This window comes from Exiguobacterium sp. H66 (genome assembly GCF_018618705.1).
Taxonomy (GTDB): domain Bacteria; phylum Bacillota; class Bacilli; order Exiguobacteriales; family Exiguobacteriaceae; genus Exiguobacterium_A; species Exiguobacterium_A oxidotolerans.
In genome coordinates, this window is the sequence record NZ_JACSMQ010000003.1 from 252,077 (window position 1) to 274,630 (window position 22,554).

Here is a 22,554-nt window from a genome sequence, read left to right on the forward strand (position 1 = left end):
TTTCAAGGTGCAGAGTGAAACGAATTTTTTGGGGGAGTGGACAAATCATGGCAGTAGTAATCGATGGGAAAGAAATCGCAAAATCGTATCGTTTGAAGCTGAAAGAAGAAGTCGCACGTCTGAAAGAACAACGTATTCAACCGAAATTGACCGTTGTATTAATCGGTGAAGACCCAGCAAGCCAATCGTATGTCCGCGGGAAAGAAAAAGCGGCACAAGAAATTGGCATGGAGTCGGATTTGATTCGTTTACCGGCAGAAACATCAGAATCGGAGTTACTCCAGTTGATTGAACGACTAAACGCAGACGCGAGTGTCCACGGAATTCTCGTTCAACTGCCGCTGCCGGAACAAATCGACGAGAGTAAAGTCATCTTCGCTATTTCACCGGACAAAGACGTCGATGGGTTTCATCCGGTCTCAGTCGGGAAAATGATGATCGGTGAACCAACGTTCTTACCATGTACCCCAAATGGAATTCTGCACCTCGTCAAAGAAATGAATGTTCCGATCCAAGGTAGCCACGTCGTCGTCGTCGGTCGGAGTCAAATCGTCGGCAAACCGGTCGGGATGTTATTTTTAAATGAATCCGCGACAGTCAGCTACTGCCACTCGAAGACGGCAAACCTTTCTGAGATGACGCGTCAAGCGGATATCTTGATTGTCGCTGTTGGTGTTCCAAAATTGATTACGGCAGATATGGTCAAGCCGGATGCTGTCGTCATCGATGTCGGTGTCAACCGTGTTGACGGTAAACTGGTCGGGGACGTCGAATTTGATTCGGTCAAAGAGGTCGCCTCGATGATCACACCCGTTCCTGGCGGTGTCGGTCCGATGACGATCACGATGTTGCTCCATAATACAATCGAGGCAGCACGATGAATGACCCACTTCAAGTTTCCGAGCTCGTTGGGTATGTGAAACGTGAACTTGAAAGTGATTCGCTGTTACAGCAAGTGCAGGTGGTGGGAGAAGTGTCGAACTTTAAACGACACTCTTCCGGTCACCTTTATTTTACGTTGAAGGACGACCAGTCACGGATGAAGGCGGTCATGTTCGCACGTGACGCAAGTCGCCTGAAATCACCGATCAAAGACGGGATGCGTGTCGTCATGACGGCGCGGTTATCCGTCTATCTCGCTTCCGGCGAGATGCAACTCTACGTCGAGCGGATGACGGAAGATGGCGTCGGCGCCCTGTATGAAGCTTTCGTCCGTTTGAAAGAACAACTCGAAGAACGTGGGTGGTTCGATCCAGCGTTAAAAAAAGTGCTCCCAGCGTTTCCGCAACGTGTCGGAATCATCACATCACCAAAAGGTGCGGCACTTCACGATATCGCGACGACACTACGGAGACGGTATCCGCAAGCGGCAATCGTCTTCGCCCCAGTGCTCGTTCAAGGGAAAGAGGCGGCACCGCAAATTACTCGTGCCATCGAACAGATGAATGCGCGTCAGGCGTGTGACGTGTTAATCATTGGTCGCGGTGGCGGCTCGATCGAAGAACTTTGGGCGTTCAATGAAATGAACGTCGTGACGGCGATTTATGAGTCGCAGATCCCGATTGTTTCTGCAGTCGGTCATGAAACGGACTTTACCATCAGTGACTTCGTCGCGGATGTCCGGGCAGCGACACCGACTGCTGCAGCCGAACTCGTAACACCAGAGGCGGCCGAACTGGAAAAACGAGTCGGTGAACTGAGTCGACGTTTGACACGAAACTATGACTATTTCGTCAAGAGCCGACGGGAACAAGTGACCCGGCTTGCGATGAGTTATGGATTAAAGTCCCCCCGCGTTTTGCTTGGATTAAAACAGGAGCGCCTTGACCGGGCCGATATGAACTTGAATCGGATCGGAAAACAACTCATTTTAACGAAACAGCAAGGCGTGTTGAACCTATCGAACCGTTTAGCACGGATTCCGGTTCGGGAGCGTCTTGAAGAACAGTCGCGTGAAGTTGAGCGGATGCGTAAACAGTTGGAACGGATTCGCCCGTACATGAAGATGAAGCATGAGCGATTGCACCAAATGGTGGCACGCCTTGACTCGGTTAGTCCGACCCGTGTCTTATTACGTGGTTATACGTATGTCGAACAAAACGGAGAGGTCGTTCGATCGGTAAAACAAGTGACGGATGACGCCTTCCGGATTCAGTTTCATGACGGAAGTATTCTAGCGAAACGAGAGGATGAGTGAGATGGACACGGAACAATCATTTGAAGCGGCGTTAGAACGCTTAGAAGAAATCGTCGAATTGCTTGAAGAAGGGGAAGCCCCACTTGAGCAAGCGATGACGTTGTATGAGGAAGGTGTAAAACTGACGGCTCTTTGCCAGGGGAAACTATCGACAGCTGAAAAGAAACTCGATTTAATCTTGGAACAAGATGGAACGTTACGTGAAAAAGGGGGAGCACAATGATTGCCTTGATGGAATGGAAAGCTCAAGTCGAGCGTGCGCTCGAATCATTTATGACCCGACTCGATGCACCAGAACAATTACGTGCTTCGATGCGCTATTCACTCGATGCTGGAGGAAAGCGTGTCCGCCCGGCGTTGATTTATGCTGTCCTTGATGCATACGATGTCTCGCGGACAACAGGGGACGCGACGGCAGCAGCGCTTGAGATGATTCATACATATTCTTTAATCCATGACGATTTACCAGCAATGGACGATGATGACATGCGTCGCGGGCGTAAGACGAACCATATCGAGTTTGACGAAGCCACAGCGATTTTAGCAGGGGATGCGTTGTTGACGAATGCCTTTACCTGTTTACTCGAGACGGACGCGTCGGCAGACATCAAGGTTCAGTTGCTCGAGCGTCTCGCCATGGCAGCTGGAGCGGCCGGGATGGTCGGTGGACAGCTTGACGATATGCTCGGTGAACGTGGTGGCATTGATGATGTCGAGGCTCTTGAATCGATTCATCGGCGCAAGACGGGGGCATTACTCGTGTTTGCTGTTGAGGCAGGAGGAATCCTTGCTGGAGCAAATGAAGATGATGTAGTCTACTTACAACGTTACGGACGTCATCTTGGAATCGCCTTCCAAATTCAAGATGATATTTTAGATGTAACGGGAGATGCTGAAAAGATTGGTAAGCCGGTCGGGAGTGACGAAGGAAACGACAAAGCGACCTATCCGAAACTACTTGGTTTAGAGGGTGCGAAGACGGCTCTTGCGGCACAAGTACAAGCTGCTGAGGAAGCGATTGATGCGTTATCGGTCGAAGCGACGACACTTAAGGACTTGCTCGACTTCGTCGTCAAGCGTGACCATTGAGATCGACGACGCCTGGCGTCGTCTTTTTTATGTGCCAGTTATGTGGCGTTCATTAGATTGTTCTAGTACAATGTAGGGTACAAACGATATAAGAATGTAAGGAAAAGAGGCGGTAAGGTATGAAGTTGACAGAAATACAGGATCCGTCATTTTTAAAGCGTATGTCAGTCTCAGAACTCGATGTGTTCGCAGGCGACATCCGACGCTTTTTGATTGAAGAATTGGCTACGACGGGTGGTCACTTAGCACCGAATCTAGGTGTCGTCGAATTGACATTAGCACTTCACCGAGAATTTGATAGTCCGAACGATAAATTTGTTTGGGATGTCGGTCACCAGGCATACGTGCATAAAATCTTGACGGGACGTGCGGGACAGTTTGATACGTTACGCAAACACAAAGGATTATGCGGATTCCCGAAACGAAATGAAAGCATTCATGACGTCTGGGAAACTGGGCATAGTTCGACCTCGTTGTCGGCGGCGATGGGTATTGCCGTCTCAAACGAGTTAAAAGGAAATGACGACCGCGCGATTGCGATCATCGGAGATGGTGCATTGACTGGTGGAATGGCACTTGAAGCTTTAAACCACATCGGTGCGGAACAACAAAATGTCATCGTCATCCTTAATGATAACGAGATGTCGATTGCACCGAACGTCGGTGCGATGCATCAGATGTTAGGTCGTATTCGTTCTTCACGTAAAGTCCGTTATGCGCAAGATGAACTTGAGACATTAATCAAGAAAATCCCGCTGATTGGTGGAAGTCTTGAAAAAGGTAGTGAAAAACTAAAAGAAGCCGTCAAAGGAGCACTTGTTCCAGGAATGTTCTTTGAAGAACTCGGTTTTAACTACTACGGTCCAGTCGATGGACATGACTTGACGGATTTGATTGAACAGTTGAATTACGTCAAAAAAGAGCAAGGTCCTGTCCTGCTTCATGTCATCACGAAAAAAGGAAAAGGGTATCGCCCAGCTGAATATGATGGAGTTGGAACCTGGCATGGTCTCGGACCATACAAGATGGAGTCTGGTGAAGTCATCAAAGGTAAATCGAAAGCGCCGAGTTATTCATTCACGGTCGCGAATACGTTGACGAAGATGGCACGAGATGATGAAAAATTAACATTGATTACACCGGCAATGAGCGTCGGTTCAAAACTCGATTGCTTTGAGAAGGAGTTCCCAAACCGAATGTTTGATGTCGGGATTGCGGAACAACATGCCGTCACGTTCGCGGCGGGTCAAGCGACGCAAGGGATGAAACCCGTCGTTTCCATTTATTCGACCTTCTTCCAGCGAGCTTACGATCAACTTGTCCACGATGTCGCGCGTCAAAATCTTGACGTGACGTTTACGATTGACCGGTCAGGTCTTGTCGGAGCAGACGGAGAAACACACCAAGGCGTCTTCGATATCGCGTTCATGCGCCACGTTCCGAATATCCGGATCGTCATGGCGAAAGACGAGAACGAACTGCAACATTTACTTTATTCGGCTGTGAAGTATGAAGGACCAATTGCTGTCCGTTTCCCAAGAGGGGAAGGAATCGGTGTAACGATGGATGAGACGTTACACGAAATTTCGCTCGATACATGGGAAGTCGAACGTGAAGGAACGGATGTTGCAATCATGGCATTCGGACCACAAGTCCAAGATGCGTTGAAAATCGCAGATCTGCTCGAGGGAGAACTGTCTGTTCGTGTCATCAATGCGCGGACAATCAAGCCACTCGACGGAAAGATGTTGGAGGCACTGTATGCGGAAGGTATTCCACTCGTCACGCTGGAGGAAGCAGTCTTAAAAGGCGGCTTCGGTTCTGCAGTTCTTGAACATGCGAATGAGCAGGAAGCGTTCCCGCGCGTCAAACGATTCGGTATTCCAGATTGGTATATCGAGCACGGTGGCGTCAATGAGCTACTTGAAGAAATCGGATTATTACCTGGACAAATCGCGGAAGAAGTACGTGCTTTTGTCAATCAAGGAAAGAAACAGAGTGTGTAACGATTAATGGAAAATGTTAAAAAAATCCGTCTCGACGTGTTACTCGTCGAGCGCGGTTTATGCGAAACACGTGAAAAAGCGAAGCGGACGATCATGGCCGGGCTCGTCTTCAGTGGAACGGAACGATTAGAGAAGGCAGGAGAAAAAATGAAGTCCGACATCGACTTGGCCGTTAAAGGACAAGTGATGCCATACGTCGGGCGCGGTGGTTTTAAGATGGAGAAGGCACTTGAGGTCTTTGACATCGACGTGACGGACCGGATAGGGCTCGATATCGGTTCATCAACAGGTGGTTTTACGGACTGTGCCCTTCAAAATGGTGCGGCACATATGTACGCCCTTGATGTTGGATCAAATCAACTCGATTGGAAACTTCGGTCAGATCCTCGTGTGACGGCGATGGAGAAAACGAATTTCCGTCATGCGACACGAGACATGTTTCCTGTTCAACCAAGTTTCGCGACAATCGATGTCTCCTTTATTTCACTTCGTCTCATCATTCCACCACTGAAAACGATTTTAGCTGAGGAGGGCGACGTCATTGCCCTCGTCAAACCACAGTTTGAAGCGGGACGGGACGATGTCGGGAAAAAAGGAATCGTTCGGGATGAACGTGTTCACGGACGAGTTCTTGAGGAGATGGTCGAATTCTTCATTCGTGAAGGGTTCCATGTGAAGCAACTTGATTTTTCACCGATTACAGGTGGTGAAGGAAATATCGAGTTTCTCTTACATGCGCAGCTGACAACACCCGGCATGGAAACAATCGTTGACCCAGCGGATACGGTTCGTCTGGCACATCAAGCGTTGTAAAAAAGAAAACTATCATGGAAGCAGACTTCGTCATGTTGGAGTCTGCTTCTTTTTTCGACCTGTACGAAAAATGGCAAACGTGGACTTTTCATGATTTATTGGATTACAATAGTAACAGCGAAGAATATAGCGAGGTGCAAGGATGACAAAGGGGCAACGGTTGATTAAGATTCGGGAAATCATTACGCAATCTGAAATCGAGACTCAAGATGAATTGGTCGAAGAACTTCGGAATGCTGGATACAAAGTGACGCAAGCGACTGTATCACGAGACATTAAGGAGCTACATCTTGTAAAGGTGCCGTTAAACGATGGCCGTTATAAGTATAGTTTGCCTGCCGATCAGCGTTTTAATCCATTAGGGAAATTACGCCGTTTACTAGGTGATAGCTTTATTTCGATTGATTTTGCTCAAAATTTGATTGTCATGCATGTCTTACCGGGTAACGCCAATGCAATCGGTGTCCTACTCGATCACTTAGGCTGGTCGGAACTGCTCGGGACGGTTTGTGGCGATGATACGATTTTAATGATTGCTCGAAGTGAAGATACAGCAAAAGAAGTGACGGAACGAATTTTAGGGATGCTTTAAGGAGTTGACAAGATGTTAGCTGAATTATCGATCAAACAATTCGCGATCATTGACCAGCTGCAGATTCATTTCAAAAAAGGAATGACTGTCTTGACTGGAGAAACGGGTGCTGGTAAATCCATCGTCCTCGATGCAATCGGTTTATTGATTGGCGGACGGGGTTCTGCTGAATTTGTTCGTTATGGCGAAGATAAGGCGGAACTCGAAGGACTGTTCATGATTGAGGACGGGCATATGGTCTACACATTAGCTGAAGAATATGGCATCGACGTCGAAGATGGATCCATCATTTTACGCCGAGACTTATTTGCTTCTGGTAAAAGTGTTTGTCGTGTCAATAATAAGCTCGTCACGCTGACGATTTTACGTGAGTTCGGTCGTGTGCTCGTGGATCTCCATGGTCAACATGAACACCAACACTTGATGGAAAATACGTACCACCAATCGATTCTTGATGATTTTGGTCATGAGACGATTTCCTCGCGTCTGCACGAGTATCAAAAAAAGTTCGGGCTGTACGAGGAAAAACGGATGGCATTACAATCACTGGCACAGAGTGAGCAGGAACTTGCACAACGGATTGATTTATTATCATTTCAGACAGAAGAAATCACGAGTGCGAACCTTCGTCAAGGAGAAGAAGATGAACTGTTGAGTGAACGGAACCGACTCGCGAACTTCGAAAAGTTGCACGATTCGTTAAAAGCCGCCTACGATGCGCTTCATGATGAAATGCGCGGGATTGATTCAGTTGGGGATGCGATGCGGGAGCTGCAACAAGCATCGAGCATCGATGATCAGTTCGCGAATCAAAGTGATGCCATCGCGAGCGCTTTTTACGGTCTTGAAGAAGTCGGGTACGCGATTCGTGATCAACTTGAGACATTAGAATTCGATTCGAACCGGTTAGACGAAATTGAACAGCGCTTATCTGTTTTCCAACAGCTGAAGCGGAAATATGGTGCGACAATCGAGGAAGTCATCGCCTATGGTGAAAAAATTGGGATTGAGCTTGATACGATGACGAATCGTGATGAACGCATTGAAAAGCTAAAGGCAGAAGTCGAGTTGCTTGAAAGTGAGCTGTTTGAGATTGGCAATAAGCTATCGAAGGCACGCCGAAAAGCGGCACAGTTGCTTGGCGAGGCGATTCATTTAGAACTGCGTGAACTCTACATGGAAAAAGCACGGTTCGAAATTCGGTTCATGCAAGATGGAAAAACGCCGGCCTTACGAAAAAATGGAATCGATCAAATTGAATTTTATATCATGACCAATGCGGGTGAACCGTTTAAATCGCTCGGGAAAGTCGCTTCCGGAGGGGAGCTATCTCGGATCATGCTCGGACTCAAGTCAATCTTCTCGCGTTCGCTCGGCGTCGCATCAATTATTTTTGATGAAGTCGATACGGGGGTATCGGGACGGGTCGCGCAAGCAATGGCGGAGAAAATCTATCGTCTATCGATTGAAGGACAAGTGCTCTGTATTACACACTTGCCGCAAGTCGCCTCGATGGCGGATCAGCATCTCTACATTCGTAAAGTCGAAGAGACGGACCGGACGACGACACAGGTCAACGTCTTGACGGAAGCAGACCGTGGAAATGAGCTTGGACGGATGATTTCCGGAACACATATGACGGACTTGACGCTTCGTCATGCGGAAGAATTGATGGACCAAGCAATGAGTATGAAGGAATCGCTTAAAAATGGGGTGTAAGGATTGATTAGAGTCGGGATCGCAGATGACAACCGAGAGATGGTCGAATTGATTCGCCAGCATCTCGCTACTCAAGAGGATATGGAAGTGGTATGTGTCGCATATGATGGGGAGAAGTGTCTTGAGAAATTAAAAGAAGTCGAGACCGATGTGTTGTTGCTAGACATCATCATGCCGCACCTGGATGGATTAGGGGTCCTCGAAGAATTGATGAAACAAAAAAATAATCCGGCTGTCATCATGTTGAGTGCCTTCGGTAAAGATGAGGTATCACAACAGGCAGTGACGTTAGGTGCTGCTTATTTCTTGTTGAAACCGTTCAGCATGAATCAGTTAGTCAACAAAATTCGTCTTGTGACGAACAATAATCCAACGATTCAACCGGAAACGATGGATTCGAAAATAGCGACCGTTTTACGAGAAGTCGGGATTGCGCCGCATATTAAGGGATTCACCTATTTAAAAGATGCGGTTGGGCTCGTTTTAGAACGTGAAGAACTGCTCGGATTAATCACAAAAGAGTTATATCCGACGATTGCACGCAACCACGTGACGACGTCATCTCGTGTCGAGCGTGCGATGCGTCATGCAATTAAATCGGCCTGGAAAGAAGGGATGAGTGAACATACCCTGTTCACAGGTCGGATTGAACAAGAAAAGAGTCCGAAAAATTCCGAGTTCATCTCGTACGTCTCAAATTATATGAAACCGTCTTGAAATTGACCACTCGATCCGTGAGATCGAGTGGTCTTTACTGTGAATCAAAATGATTTTTGCTAGAAAGAGTACCTTGTAAAGCTGATAGCTCGTCCGTGAGAACGAAGAGGGGGAGATGTGAGAGGCGCGAGTGACGAAGTAATAAAAGAAATTATTTATATTTATTAGAATATTCAATAAAAAAACATTGCATAAACTGAAATGTTTGTTATAATAAAGGTACCAAATCATTTGGAAAGACGTCAGATGAACGTCGAGTCGAATCGGTTTCCGGAGAACCCATTCCACAAGCCTCATCTCAGGACGCTACCTGTAAATAGCTCAAGAATGATGGACAACATTCTCTTGATAGATGTTTTATCAAGACCTTTCGTATCATTTCTAGATGAGAATCTCGAAGTGATAGGGACTTCCATGATTTCAAAGCAAGGGGAAAGTGGAAGGTAACGTAAATGTCCGAAATACAAGTACAGTTCGTGAAAAGGAGTGTTGTCTAGCAGTGATTGTTAGCAACCGAAAGTGTTACTGCTCGAAGCGGATGACATTAAGCTTCACCTAGGTCCAAGTACAGTCAGATAATGGAGTAGTATCACCATTCTATCGATCGCTCGATAGCCAGATCTGATTTCTTTCAACCTCTTCATTAAGAGGACAACCTATGGTATTGAAGTACACGAATAGTTCTACTATGAGAGGAGTTCATCCGTACGTGAATCCAACTTTATATGAGTAAAAGGTCCCGCGCTTGAAATGAGTTCAAGAGATGGGGACCTTTTTCTGTGTTCACTTTTTTTGATACCGTTCGGAGACTTTTCCACGTTTCTTATCACGATAAAAAACATACCCTGCGACAAAACCAATCCCACCCATCGCTAAGGCGAGTCCGACAAACCCCTGTAAAACATATACATAGGCCGAGTCCCCAAGGTATGCAAACGGGAACTGGGCAATTAAAAAGACACTGTCACGCATAAGTTTGATTCCGATAGCTCCAATGATGCCAGGAATTAATAAAGTTAGTAGTCCGATGATTCGCATAGAAGTGACCCCTTTCCAAGCGTATTGTATCAAAAATCAGGTAAGACTGCGAATCGGGTTTGCCCTCTTGTTTTATTATAGGTAGGATAAAGATGTAAGCAGTTTCAAAGGGGGAATAACGATGCACCATCTTCTGATTGTTGGTGCCGGACAAGGCGGGACGGAAGTGCTACATGCCTTCCAACGTTCACCGCTCTTGACGGTCATCGGAGTCGTTGATTCAAATGAACAAGCACCAGGTCTTCAGCTGGCAAGACGCGGAGAAATTCGTGTTGAGACATCTTGGACGGCCTTTGAAGGAACGACGGTCGACTTCATCATCGATGCGACGGGAAAACGTGGCGTATTCGAACAGTTGATTCAATTCTTTCCCGAAGCAGCCGTTCTGCCGGGGGAATTCGTACGCGTTCTGATTGAACGGCTGACAGAAAAAGAACGAATGCTTGAAGCCATCATCCATTGTACAAGTGAGGCGATTTCGGTTGCCGATCAAGATGGGCAAACGATGTTAATCAATCCAGCCTATACACGAATGACGGGGTACAGTGGACAGGATGTCATCGGTAAACCAGCAAGCGCTGACATCGGGATGCAGGAATCGGTTCACCTGCGCGTCCTTGAGACGGGTGAAAGTGTTCGTGATGCGCGGATGAAGATTGGCCACGATCGACGTGATATCATCGTCAATGCGGAACCGGTCGTCGTGGATGGGCAAGTTCGGGGGTCGGTTGGTGTCATTCGTGATATTTCTGAAATGAAGGCGCTCGCGAAAGAATTGAAGGCGGCACGTCAAAAAATTCGGACACTCGAGGCGAAATATACGTTTGACGATATCATCGCTGAAAGTGAAGCGATGCGTTTCGTCGTCGATCAAGCAAAGCTTGCTGCAACGATGCCGGTTAATGTCTTGATTCGGGGAGAGTCAGGAACAGGCAAAGAATTGTTTGCGCATGCGATTCACGCTACGAGTGAGCGGCGATACGAACAGCTTGTCCGTGTTAACTGTGCAGCAATCGCTCCAAGTCTGTTAGAGAGTGAGCTGTTTGGTTATGAAGAAGGAGCGTTCTCGGGAGCGCGCCGTGGTGGAAAGCGTGGTTATTTTGAAGAGGCGCATGGCGGATCACTTTTTCTTGATGAAATTGGAGAACTGCCGCTCGATGTACAAGTGAAGTTATTACGGGTCTTACAAGAAAATGAAGTCGTTCGCGTCGGTGGGACGAAATCGGTACCGGTCGATGTAAGAATCATTGCAGCGACAAATGCGAACCTGGAGCAAAAAATCATTACCGGTGAGTTTCGCGAAGATCTTTACTACCGGATCAATCGCCTTCCGATTCATATACCAGCCTTGCGTGAACGCCCGGATGATCTTTTGCCGCTATCAACGCACTTGCTACGGAAGTTAAATCAAAGTTATGGCCGGTCCGTCGCCCGGATTTCGGAAGATGCACTGGAAGTGATTCGAAAGCAGGAGTGGAAAGGAAATGTCCGTGAGCTTGAGAATGTCATCGGTCGTGCGTTGATCTTTACGGACAAGACGGAAGATGTTTTGCGAAAAGGCCACCTTCAGCTCGATCATCCGGTCGCTAAAAAACAAGTTGAACGTCCTAAAAAAGAAATTAAGCATCTGTCTGACGAGATGTCTTATGTCGAGGAACGTTTGATTCGCGAAGCTCTCGAGGCTTTTGATGGCAATAAAACAGAAGCCGCAAAACAACTCGGCATTTCCTTGCGTGCTTTGTATTATAAAGTGGAGCGATTTAATATTTATCAATAATTTGCAATTTTTTGCGTGCAACATATTGCATTGAATGCAATTAAATGCAAAATTAAGAAGGGGTTCATGCCGAAAAGAGAGCGTTTTCATATTGGCACGAAAATTGCTAATAAATAATTGAATGACAGGTTAGGGGGAAACAAAGTGAAGTTTGATCAAATGCTGAAACAAGCTGCTGAGCTAGAGGACTCGATTGTTGCGATTGCTTCCGCAGATGACGAAGAAGTCATGGATGCCGTCGCACTTGCAATTGAACATGATTTAGCTCGCTTTCATTTATTTGGGGATGCGACCCGGATTCAACAGATGATCCATGCACGTGGATTATCAGAGTCGCAATTTGTGATCACACACACTGCGACTGCTCAAGAGGCAGCAGAACGTGCAGCTTACGCTGTACGTAAAGGGGATGCGAGCGTCTTGATGAAAGGACTTGTTCCGACAGCAACGTTCATGAAAGCCGTTCTGAACAAAGAGATGGGATTACGTTCGGGGAACGTCTTATCTCATGTCGCATTGTTTGAAGTACCAGGTCGCGAATCGGCAATTGGTTTGACGGATGCCGCGATCCATATCGCACCGACGCTTGAAGATAAGGTCCACATCATTGAAAACGGGGTATCGGCACTTCGCGCAATCGGCTATACACTTCCGAAAGTAGCCGTCCTCGCAGCAGTCGAGGTCGTTAATCCGACAATGCAGGCGACGATCGACGCCGCCTTATTGACACAGATGAACCGCCGCGGTCAAATCAAGGGTTGCCTTGTCGATGGACCACTCGCGCTTGATAACGCCGTCAATTTAGACGCAGCCAAACAAAAAGGACTGACAGGTGACGTTGCGGGGGCAGCAGATCTTCTTGTCGTGCCACAAATTGAAGTCGGGAACGTCATTTATAAATCACTGATGTATTTTGCACATGCTTCAGTCGCAGCCATTTTAGTTGGAGCGAAAGCACCCGTCGTATTGACAAGTCGGGCAGATACGGCAGAAGCGAAACTCTATTCATTAGCCTTTGCTTTACTTAATGCGCAACAAACGAAAAAAATCAAACAAACAATCTGAGGAGGAACTTAAAATGGTTGAAACAAATGTAGAAACACGCTTTAGTATCTTTGAAACAATGGAAATGGAAGATTATGAACAAGTCGTGTTCTGTCATGATAAAGTTTCGGGGTTAAAAGCCATCATCGCCATCCACGATACGACGCTCGGCCCTGCACTTGGCGGTCTTCGTATGTGGAACTATGCATCTGACGAAGAAGCATTAGTTGATGCTCTTCGTTTATCAAAAGGGATGACGTATAAAAATGCAGCAGCGGGCCTCAACCTCGGTGGCGGGAAAGCCGTCATCATCGGTGATGCAAAAACTCAAAAATCAGAAGCATTATTCCGTGCGTTCGGCCGTTATGTCCAGTCATTGAACGGGCGTTACATCACAGCAGAGGACGTCAATACGACGGTCGCTGACATGGATTATATTCATATGGAAACAGATTTCGTGACAGGTGTCAGTCCAGCCTTCGGTTCAAGCGGAAACCCGTCACCGGTCACAGCGTACGGTGTTTACCGCGGGATGAAAGCGGCAGCCAAAGAAGTTTATGGAACAGATTCGCTTGGTGGAAAAACCATTGCCATTCAAGGTGTCGGGAACGTGGCATTCAATCTTTGCCGCCATCTCCATGAAGAAGGTGCAAAATTAATCGTCACGGACATCAATCAAGATGCCTTACGTCGTGCGGAAGAAGCATTCGGTGCTTTAATTGTCGGACCAGATGAAATTTACAGCGTTGACGCCGATATCTTCGCACCATGTGCGCTTGGGGCAACATTGAACGACGAAACGATTCCTCAACTGAAAGTCAAAGTCATCGCCGGTGCGGCAAACAACCAGCTGAAAGAAGATCGCCACGGTGACATGCTCGAAGAACGCGGTATTCTGTACGCGCCAGACTTCGTCATCAATGCAGGTGGTGTCATCAACGTCGCGGACGAACTGGATGGATACAACCGTGACCGGGCAATGAAAAAAGTTGAACTTGTGTATGACGCTGTCGCAAAAGTCATCGAGATTTCAAAACGTGACCACTTGCCGACGTATCGTGCAGCTGAAAAAATGGCAGAAGAGCGGATTGCGACGATGCGCAGTGCACGCAGTCAATTCTTACGTCGTGATAAAAATATCTTAGGGTCACGCGGATAAGAGGAGGATTCAGATGAGCGAACGTATTTTAACGATCAATCCAGGTTCGACTTCGACGAAGATTGGAATCTTCGAAGGAACGGAGCAGTTGTTTGCGAAGACGTTACGCCACCCAGCTGAAGCGGTCGGAGGACCGCTTCGCGCTCAGCTGGAAATACGGCGTCAAGTGGTGTTGGATGTATTGGCACAAGAAAAGATTGAATTGAAAGCGCTTACGGCGGTTGTCGGGCGCGGTGGCCTGCTTCGTCCGCTCGTCAGTGGGACGTATGCCGTCAACCAGGAAATGCGTGAAGATTTGTTGAGTGGTATTTTTGGCGTCCATGCATCGAATCTTGGAGGTCTATTAGCAGACGAAATCGCCCGGACATTATCCATCCCATCGTTCATCGTCGACCCGGTCGTTGTAGACGAACTTGAGCCGATTGCCCGACTTACGGGATTACCTGAACTTGAACGCAAAAGCATTTTTCATGCCTTGAATCAAAAAGCAGTCGCGAAACGATATGCGAAACAAGTAGAGATGCCGTATGAGGAAATGCGTCTGATCGTCGCACACATGGGAGGCGGGATTACCGTCGGTGCACATCTCGACGGACGGGTCATCGATGTCAATAATGGTCTTGACGGGGAAGGGTCATTTTCGCCGGAACGAAGCGGGTCCCTTCCTGTTGGTCAACTAGTAGAACTATGTTATAGTACCAAGTATAAACTCGAGGAAATGAAGCGTCTGGTCGTAGGGTCAGGCGGACTTGTCGCGCACCTAGGGACATTTGACGCAATCGAAATTGAACGTCGAATCGATGCCGGGGACGAGAAGGCTGCCTTACTGTACGACGCGATGGCTTACCGGATTGCAAAAGAAATTGCTGCCCAAAGTGCAGTCTTATATGGTCAAATCGATGCCATCATTTTAACGGGTGGCTTAGCATACAGTGACCGGTTGACGAGTGCAATCGAAGAACGCATCGCACACCTCGGACAAGTGATCCGGATTCCGGGTGAAGATGAGTTACGTGCACTTGCGGAAGGTGTAATACGCGTTTTACGTGGAGAAGAAGAAGTTAAGGAATATGGAGGCGAACCAACATGGCTAGAGAATTCGACGTCGTTGTCTTAGGTGGCGGACCGGGCGGTTATGTCGCAGCAATTCGCGCTGCACAAGCCGGCAAGACGGTTGCAATCGTAGAACAAGGAAAACTCGGGGGAACCTGTTTACACCGTGGCTGTATCCCTTCAAAGGCACTCTTGAAATCAGCAGCGGTCTATCAGACAGTCAAACACGCCGCTACATATGGCGTCGACGTACCGGAGTCGTTTTTACGATTCGAACAGGTCAAACAACGGAAACAAGACATCATCGATGGACTGGAATCCGGGATTCAACATTTGATGAAAAAAGGCAAAATCGAAGTCTTCCATGGTCGTGGGTCGATTCTTGGACCTAGCATCTTTTCACCGATGCCAGGGACAATCAGTGTCGAACCGGAAGAAGGGGAAGGGGAATTGATTTTACCGCGTCAATTGATTGTCGCGACAGGATCACGCCCGCGTCCGCTAGCCGGTCTGTCGTTTGATTCCGAATATGTCCTCAGCTCGGATGAAGCACTCGACATGAATGCGTTACCTGCCTCGATCGTCATCATCGGCGGCGGGGTCATCGGAATCGAATGGGCATCGATGTTGACGGACTTTGATGTCAATGTCACGGTCGTCGAGTTCAGCGACCGGATTTTACCGACTGAAGATCAGGCGGTCAGTCGTGAAGTCGCTCGTCAGTTGAAAAAACGCGGAGTCAAGATTTTGACGAGCGCGGCTGCGCAAAGTGACAGCTTCAAGATGACGGAGTCCGGTGTGACGATTGACGTTGATCGAAATGGGGACATCACGACGCTTGCGGCGGACAAGTTGCTTGTCGCAATCGGACGGATGGCGAACATCGAAGGAATTGGGCTTGAGAATACGAACATCGTCGTCGAAAACGGGTTTATTCAAGTCGATGATGATTTCCGAACGAAAGACAATCATATCTATGCGATTGGCGATGTCATCGGACGTCTGCAACTGGCACACGTTGCATCCGCTGAAGGCGCAAAAGCGGTCGAAGCAATCGTCAATGGATCGACGACGCCGCTCAACTACGCGTTTGTCCCGCGCTGTATCTACAGTGTACCGGAAGCAGCTTCGGTCGGGCTGACGGAAGCTGAAGCAAAAAATGCCGGAATGGACGTCAAAACGGGGATGTTTTCGTTTAACGGACTCGGTAAGGCACGCATCGAAGGCGAAGCCGCCGGATTCATCAAGCTGGTCTCTGATGCCAAAACGGACGATTTAGTCGGCGTCCATATCGTCGGACCAAAAGCGACGGAACTGATTAGCGAAGGCGGGCTGGCGCTTGTCTTGAATGCGACGGCATGGGAAGTCGGGCAGCTCGTTCACCCGCACCCGGCCCTGTCAGAAGCATTCGGTGAAGCAGCATTAGCAGTTGACGGATTAGCGGTTCACGCATAAGGAGGAATAACTGATGGAAAAAATAGAATTTAAAGAACTCGTTGAGCTCGGACTGACGGAGCAGGATGCAATCCAGATGTTTGAGACGATGGTACGGGCACGAAAAATCGATGAGCGGATGTGGAAATTGAACCGGGCCGGTAAGATTCCGTTCCTCGTTTCTTGCCAAGGGCAAGAGGCGGCGCAAGTCGGGGCGGCATTCGCACTCGAAAAAGGAACGGATTATATTTTACCGTACTACCGTGATTTAGGGGTCGTCCTTCATTTCGGTCAAACATCGCGTGACATCATGTTGTCTGCGTTCGCGAAAGCGGAAGATCCGAACTCAGGTGGACGTCAAATGCCGGGACACTACGGCTCACGTGCTTTAAACATCGTCACGGGATCAAGCCCTGTCACGACACAAGTCCCGCATGCGGTCGGGATCGCCATGGCTGCGAAGATGCGTAAGGAACCACTTGTCGCGTACGTTTCGTTTGGTGAAGGATCATCGAACCAAGGGGATTTCCATGAAGGGGCGAACTTTGCCGGGATTCATAAATTACCCGTCATTCTATTCTGTGAGAACAATAAATATGCGATTTCAACACCACTCTCGAAACAATTGTCAGCGAAACATGTCGCAGACCGCGCGATCGGCTATGGCATGCCGGGTGTGACGATTGACGGGATTGATCCACTCGCCGTCTATAAGGCCGTGAAGGAAGCACGTGACCGCGGCATTCGTGGGGAAGGTCCGACGTTGATTGAAGTCGAAGTTGAACGTCTTGTCCCCCACTCGTCAGACGATGATGACAAATCATACCGTTCGGCCGAAGAACTGGCAGAACTGAAAACACGCGACGGCATCAAGATTTTCCGTGCGAAATTGATTGATATGGGTGTCTTGACGGAGGAGTCAGCGACAGAAATCGAGACGACGCTCGAACGTGAAGTCGAAGAAGCGACGGCTTATGCAGAAGCAGCGGCGTATGACTTACCGGAAAACGCACTTCGTTACGTGTACGACGAGGAGGAAACGAAATGACGACATTAAGTTTAATTGAAGCCATCAATAGCGCAATCAAAGAAGAAATGGAACGGGATGATTCCGTCTTTATCTTAGGAGAAGACGTCGGTGTCCGTGGTGGAGTATTCCGGGCGACACAAGGATTGCTCGAGCAGTTCGGGGAAGAACGTGTCATCGATGCACCACTTGCTGAGAGTGCGATTGCGGGTGTCGGGATCGGAGCCGCCATGTATGGTATGCGTCCGATTGCTGAGATGCAGTTCGCCGACTTCATCATGCCGGCCGTCAACCAAATCGTCAGTGAAGCGGCAAAAATCCGGTACCGTTCGAACAACGACTGGATTTGTCCAATCGTCATCCGCGCACCCTTTGGTGGCGGAATTCATGGTGCGTTGTACCATTCGCAATCAGTCGAAGCGATGTTCAATTCGACGCCGGGTCTAAAAATCGTCATTCCGTCAAACCCATACGATGCCAAAGGGTTATTGAAGGCAGCGATTCGCTCGAATGATCCTGTGCTGTTCTTTGAACATAAACGGGGATATCGGTTGTTAAAAGGTGAAGTTCCGGAAGAAGACTACACGGTTGAAATCGGGAAAGCTGATGTCAAACGGGACGGAGAAGACGTCACCGTCATCTCATACGGACTTTGTGTCCAAATGGCGCTTGACGCAGCAGCACGTCTTGAAAAAGACGGCATCGACGTCCATATCCTTGATCTTCGGACCGTCTATCCGATCGACCGGGCGGCAGTCGTCGCAGCGGCACAAAAAACGGGGAAAGTCTTGCTTGTGACGGAAGACAATAAAGAAGGCAGTGTCATGAGTGAAGTCTCGGCAATCATCGCGGAAGAAGCTTTGTTCGATTTGGATGCACCAGTCGAACGGTTGTGCGGACCCGATGTACCGGCGATGCCATACGCACCGACGATGGAGAAGTTCTTCAACATCTCAAGCGAAAAAATCGAAGATAAAATCCGGACGCTCTACGCGTACTGAGGGGGACCCGTCAATGAAGACAGAAACATTAACGATGCCACAACTTGGTGAGAGCGTGACGGAAGGAACGATTTCGTTATGGCTCGTCAAACCAGGAGATACCGTCAAAAAGTATGATCCGATTGCTGAAGTCATCACCGATAAAGTGACAGCCGAAGTACCATCGTCGTTTGATGGTGTCATCGACAAGCTGCTTGCTGAAGAAGGGGACACGCTCCAAGTCGGGGAAGCAATCGTCACGTTACAAGTCAGTGGTGGATCGACGGAAGTCGCAGCGACTGAAGAAGAAATCCCGGCTGTAAAAGAGCAGATGACGGAAACGGATCAGTCGATGAAAAAACGCTATTCACCGGCTGTGCTGAAGTTATCAGCAGAACACGGCATTAATCTCGATCACGTCAACGGGACGGGAGCGGGCGGCCGGATTACACGCAAAGATTTGCTGAAGCTCGTTGAATCCGGTCAAGTCAATCAGCCGGATGTTGTCGAGGCCCCGACGATCGAGACCGTACCGACAAAAGCGGAAGTGGCAGTCGAGGCACCGGCACCGAAGTCTGCGCCAAAACCGACGATGAGTACGACGGAAGACGGCGATATTGAAATTCCGACGGCAGGGGTTCGCCAAGCAATCGCCAGTAACATGGTGCGCTCGAAACAAGAAGCACCTCACGCCTGGTTGATGGTTGAAGTCGACGTGACGAATTTGGTCGAAGCACGGAATCGTCATAAAGATCAGTTCTTCAAACAAGAAGGCGTCAAATTGACGTTTTTACCGTTCTTCATGAAAGCGACAGTCGAAGGACTCAAAAAACATCCAATCATGAACTCACAGTGGGCAGGCGATAAGATCATTCAAAAACGGGCGATCAACTTATCACTCGCCGTCGCGACGCAAGAAGCGTTATTCGTCCCGGTCGTCAAACATGCGGATGAATTGAGTATTAAAGGACTCGCTCGGGCGATCGATGACTTCGGTAAACGGGCACAGGCTGGCAAGTTATCGTCAAGCGAGATGCAAGGTGGTACGTTCACCGTCAATAACACGGGTTCATTCGGTTCGATTCAATCGGCACCAATCTTGAACTTCCCGCAAGCGGCGATTTTATCCGTCGAATCGATCGTCAAGCGCCCGGTTTGGGTCAACGGCATGTTCGCGGCACGTGACATGGTGAACTTATGTATGTCGATCGATCACCGTGTACTGGACGGGTTAGTGGCCGGTCAATTCCTGCAGACGGTCAAGCAGGCACTCGAATCAATCGACCCGGATCAACTCGCTTTATACTAAATGGTTGACAGGTCGGTCGAAGCGACGTAATATAATAAACAATTGAACAACACAACGCTACGACGAAGAAGAGTAGCCTGTGAAACGATTGAAGAGAGCTGATGGGTGGTGCGAATCAGTATCGGGAAACAGGTGAATGGGCTTTTGAGCATCAGACCGAACTTGAAGTAGGCTCTGACGGTGACCTCCCGTTATCGAGGACGACGAATCAGGTGCGCCGGTTCGTTCGAGGGGACTATTGGATAGTCAACGAAGGTGGTACCGCGGGGTTTTCCCGTCCTTCATGTGAATCATCACATGACTGGACAGGAAGACCCTTTTCGTATACAACAATATAAAAAAATCGATGAATGAGTTAAGTAGTTAAACACATCACTGTTTCAGAGAGCCGGAGAAGGGTGGGACTTCGGCACAGGGAGGGTTTAATGAATGGTCTCATGAGAGCATGGCTGAATTTACAGTAGGTCATGACGGAAGCCCCCGTTATCGTAGGCTACGGTGTCCCTGAAGTGAGGAAGCACCGGAAAAGTGGGAACGCAACAAACGTTCCAATCGAGGTGGCACCGCGAGTTAATCGTCCTCCATGTAGCAATTGCTATGTGGAGGACTTTTTTTATACCAGGAGGCGAAATCAGGATGATTCAGACAGAAGAATTAGTAATCGAACGACTTGAGATGAACGGGGACGAGCTGACACCGATTTCGATTTTTCGACGGATCGACGGGAATCGAAAGTGTTTACTCGAAAGTTCGACCCAGTCCGGGAATGCACGTTACTCGATCATCGGGGTCGACCCAGTCGCTCTGCTACGGGCAGAGGGGAATCAAGTCACGCGGCATGATTTAAAGACGGACGAATCGGTTACGACGATCGGCGATCCGGTCCATTTACTGCAACACTACATCACACGACCAACAAGTGAGCAGGACTTACCCTTTTTAAGTGGGGCGATCGGTTTCGTCGGCTATGATACGATTCGCGCCTATGAAAACATCGGCGTGATGCCAAAGGTCGATCGGAACCTACCGGATGCGTTACTCGCCGTCTATGATGAAATCATTTTATATGATCATCTTGAACATCGCGTCCACTTAGTCCATACGTCACTCGGTGGTGTGACGGACCGCAGTGAGATGATGGAGCGGTTAGAACAAAGAAAGCAACAACTCGAACGGACCGGGGAGCAAACCTTACTGGAACGTCCCCTTGAAAATATTTCATATCAGCCGCAGATGGAGAAGGAAGATTTTATCCAGCTCGTGGAACAAGCGAAACAACATATTCGAAAAGGAGACGTCTTCCAACTGGTGTTATCGCAACGACTCGACGCGACCTTCGCGGGGGATCCGTTTCACTTCTACCGGAAGTTACGGCAAGACAACCCGAGCCCTTATCTCTTTTATATCGACCTCGGTGAGTTGATTGTCCTCGGGGCGTCACCAGAGAGTCTCGTTCAGGTCAAGGGAAGCCGCGTGACGACGAATCCGATTGCCGGAACACGGCGCAGAGGGCTAACGAAACAAGAAGACGAACGGTTGGCAGCTGAGCTCGTTGCAGACGAGAAGGAGCGTGCCGAACATCGGATGCTCGTCGATCTTGGACGAAACGATCTCGGCAAGGTCTGTCAGGTCGGAAGCATCAACGTGTCACGCTATATGGAAGTCGAACGTTTCAAAAACGTGATGCATCTTGTATCCGTCGTCGAAGGGACGTTGGCGAACGGGCAGACAGGAGCCGATGCCTTGATTTCTTGTCTGCCTGCCGGCACGGTCTCCGGGGCACCGAAAATTCGAGCGATGCAATTGATTGAACAGTATGAAACGCTGAAGCGGGAAGTGTATGCGGGCGCCGTCGGTTACTTCGATGTCAGTGGAAATCTTGATTTTGCACTCGCAATTCGGACGATGGTCATCAAGGATGGTACGGCATATGTCCAAGCTGGTGCCGGAATCGTCTATGACTCGGACCCGACGCTCGAATATGAAGAGACCTTGCATAAAGCGAAGTCGTTACTGGAGGTTTGGAAATGATTTTATTGATTGATAACTATGATTCCTTTACCTATAACCTGTATCAATATGCGGCTGAACATACCGCCGTACAAGTCGTCCGTAACGATGCGATGACAATCGAAGGCATTCAAGACTTGCAACCGGACGGAATCATTTTATCGCCGGGGCCGGGCAATCCGAATGATGCCGGGATTTGTCTAGATGTCATCAAACAACTGTCCGGTTCGATTCCAATCCTCGGCGTCTGTCTCGGTCACCAAGCAATCGGACAAGCCTTCGGGGGACAAGTCGTCCAGGCAACGGACATCATGCACGGCAAGACATCGATGATTCGACAGAACGGGAACTTATTTAAGGGACTCACGGAACAATTCGAAGTCATGCGGTATCATTCACTGATTGTCGACCGGCAGACCGCACCCGACGTGTTACGCATTACGGCGGAAACAGTAGACGGGACGATCATGGCATTTGAACATATCGAACACCCGACATACGGGATTCAGTTTCACCCAGAGTCGGTCGGAACGATCGACGGAAAACAAATCGTCAAACGATTCATTGAACTGACAGGGGAGTGACAAGAC

General features: G+C 48.6%; 20 protein-coding genes and 2 other annotated features. Of the genes, 19 read left to right on the forward strand and 1 reads right to left on the reverse strand.

What is annotated here, in order from left to right; all coding sequences use genetic code 11:
- The first annotated feature begins 47 nt into the window (after nucleotides 1–47).
- The 9 genes from folD to spo0A all read left to right on the forward strand — a co-directional run bounded on the left by folD (nucleotide 48) and on the right by spo0A (nucleotide 9,133).
- A complete protein-coding gene (gene folD / locus KNP88_RS07275) occupies nucleotides 48–881 on the forward strand; it encodes a bifunctional methylenetetrahydrofolate dehydrogenase/methenyltetrahydrofolate cyclohydrolase FolD (RefSeq protein ID WP_088836611.1) in 834 nt (277 codons plus the stop codon).
- Nucleotides 878–2,197, forward strand: a complete 1,320-nt coding sequence (gene xseA / locus KNP88_RS07280) for an exodeoxyribonuclease VII large subunit (protein ID WP_088836612.1) — start codon at nucleotides 878–880, stop codon at nucleotides 2,195–2,197. Before folD ends, xseA begins: the two co-directional genes overlap by 4 nt.
- A 1-nt stretch (nucleotide 2,198) precedes the next feature.
- Complete coding sequence (locus tag KNP88_RS07285; protein WP_029333071.1) at nucleotides 2,199–2,420, forward strand: exodeoxyribonuclease VII small subunit; 222 nt, start codon at nucleotides 2,199–2,201, stop codon at nucleotides 2,418–2,420.
- Entirely contained in the window at nucleotides 2,417–3,286 is an 870-nt protein-coding gene (locus KNP88_RS07290) for a polyprenyl synthetase family protein (RefSeq protein ID WP_214893052.1), read from the forward strand. Before KNP88_RS07285 ends, KNP88_RS07290 begins: the two co-directional genes overlap by 4 nt.
- 119 nt (nucleotides 3,287–3,405) lie before the next feature.
- Nucleotides 3,406–5,292 carry a 1-deoxy-D-xylulose-5-phosphate synthase gene (gene dxs, locus KNP88_RS07295; protein WP_159172691.1) on the forward strand — a complete coding sequence of 629 codons (1,887 nt, stop codon included), beginning with the start codon at nucleotides 3,406–3,408 and terminating at the stop codon, nucleotides 5,290–5,292.
- Nucleotides 5,293–5,298: 6 nt separating this feature from the next.
- Nucleotides 5,299–6,105 carry a TlyA family RNA methyltransferase gene (locus KNP88_RS07300; protein ID WP_214893054.1) on the forward strand — a complete coding sequence of 269 codons (807 nt, stop codon included), beginning with the start codon at nucleotides 5,299–5,301 and terminating at the stop codon, nucleotides 6,103–6,105.
- Nucleotides 6,106–6,247: 142 nt separating this feature from the next.
- Entirely contained in the window at nucleotides 6,248–6,697 is a 450-nt protein-coding gene (gene ahrC, locus KNP88_RS07305; RefSeq protein WP_088836615.1) for a transcriptional regulator AhrC/ArgR, read from the forward strand.
- Nucleotides 6,698–6,709: 12 nt separating this feature from the next.
- Nucleotides 6,710–8,416, forward strand: coding sequence for a DNA repair protein RecN (recN, locus tag KNP88_RS07310; protein ID WP_214810742.1), 1,707 nt, complete (start codon nucleotides 6,710–6,712; stop codon nucleotides 8,414–8,416).
- A gap of 3 nt (nucleotides 8,417–8,419) precedes the next feature.
- Nucleotides 8,420–9,133, forward strand: a complete 714-nt coding sequence (gene spo0A / locus KNP88_RS07315) for a sporulation transcription factor Spo0A (RefSeq protein WP_214893056.1) — start codon at nucleotides 8,420–8,422, stop codon at nucleotides 9,131–9,133.
- Between the two features lie 783 nt (nucleotides 9,134–9,916).
- Here the strand turns inward: spo0A and KNP88_RS07320 are convergent.
- The gene (locus KNP88_RS07320; RefSeq protein ID WP_088836617.1) at nucleotides 9,917–10,171 is read right to left on the reverse strand and encodes a DUF2627 family protein; all 255 of its coding nucleotides are present in this window, start codon (nucleotides 10,169–10,171) and stop codon (nucleotides 9,917–9,919) included.
- A gap of 121 nt (nucleotides 10,172–10,292) precedes the next feature.
- On the opposite strand from KNP88_RS07320, the gene KNP88_RS07325 reads away from it, so the two are divergent.
- From KNP88_RS07325 to KNP88_RS07370, 10 genes are all read left to right on the forward strand, one after another.
- Entirely contained in the window at nucleotides 10,293–11,948 is a 1,656-nt protein-coding gene (locus KNP88_RS07325) for a sigma-54 interaction domain-containing protein (protein WP_214893059.1), read from the forward strand.
- A 144-nt stretch (nucleotides 11,949–12,092) separates the two neighbouring features.
- Nucleotides 12,093–13,013, forward strand: a complete 921-nt coding sequence (yqiS, locus tag KNP88_RS07330; protein WP_214893061.1) for a phosphate butyryltransferase — start codon at nucleotides 12,093–12,095, stop codon at nucleotides 13,011–13,013.
- Between the two features lie 13 nt (nucleotides 13,014–13,026).
- A complete protein-coding gene (locus tag KNP88_RS07335) occupies nucleotides 13,027–14,151 on the forward strand; it encodes a Leu/Phe/Val dehydrogenase (RefSeq protein WP_088836620.1) in 1,125 nt (374 codons plus the stop codon).
- A gap of 13 nt (nucleotides 14,152–14,164) precedes the next feature.
- The gene (buk, locus tag KNP88_RS07340; RefSeq protein WP_214893063.1) at nucleotides 14,165–15,268 is read left to right on the forward strand and encodes a butyrate kinase; all 1,104 of its coding nucleotides are present in this window, start codon (nucleotides 14,165–14,167) and stop codon (nucleotides 15,266–15,268) included.
- Nucleotides 15,238–16,659, forward strand: coding sequence for a dihydrolipoyl dehydrogenase (gene lpdA / locus KNP88_RS07345; protein ID WP_214893066.1), 1,422 nt, complete (start codon nucleotides 15,238–15,240; stop codon nucleotides 16,657–16,659). The genes buk and lpdA overlap by 31 nt, the downstream gene beginning before the upstream one ends.
- Before the next feature lie 13 nt (nucleotides 16,660–16,672).
- Nucleotides 16,673–17,686: a thiamine pyrophosphate-dependent dehydrogenase E1 component subunit alpha gene (locus KNP88_RS07350; protein WP_214893068.1), complete on the forward strand. Its 1,014-nt coding sequence runs from the start codon at nucleotides 16,673–16,675 to the stop codon at nucleotides 17,684–17,686.
- Nucleotides 17,683–18,666, forward strand: coding sequence for an alpha-ketoacid dehydrogenase subunit beta (locus tag KNP88_RS07355; protein WP_088836623.1), 984 nt, complete (start codon nucleotides 17,683–17,685; stop codon nucleotides 18,664–18,666). Before KNP88_RS07350 ends, KNP88_RS07355 begins: the two co-directional genes overlap by 4 nt.
- A 13-nt stretch (nucleotides 18,667–18,679) precedes the next feature.
- Entirely contained in the window at nucleotides 18,680–19,954 is a 1,275-nt protein-coding gene (locus tag KNP88_RS07360; RefSeq protein WP_214893070.1) for a dihydrolipoamide acetyltransferase family protein, read from the forward strand.
- A 50-nt stretch (nucleotides 19,955–20,004) separates the two neighbouring features.
- Nucleotides 20,005–20,239, forward strand: a binding site (T-box leader).
- Nucleotides 20,240–20,291: 52 nt separating this feature from the next.
- Nucleotides 20,292–20,539 (forward strand) — a binding site (T-box leader).
- A 51-nt stretch (nucleotides 20,540–20,590) separates the two neighbouring features.
- Complete coding sequence (gene trpE / locus KNP88_RS07365) at nucleotides 20,591–21,985, forward strand: anthranilate synthase component I (RefSeq protein WP_214893072.1); 1,395 nt, start codon at nucleotides 20,591–20,593, stop codon at nucleotides 21,983–21,985.
- Nucleotides 21,982–22,548 carry an anthranilate synthase component II gene (locus KNP88_RS07370; protein ID WP_214893074.1) on the forward strand — a complete coding sequence of 189 codons (567 nt, stop codon included), beginning with the start codon at nucleotides 21,982–21,984 and terminating at the stop codon, nucleotides 22,546–22,548. Before trpE ends, KNP88_RS07370 begins: the two co-directional genes overlap by 4 nt.
- Nucleotides 22,549–22,554: the final 6 nt, after the last annotated feature.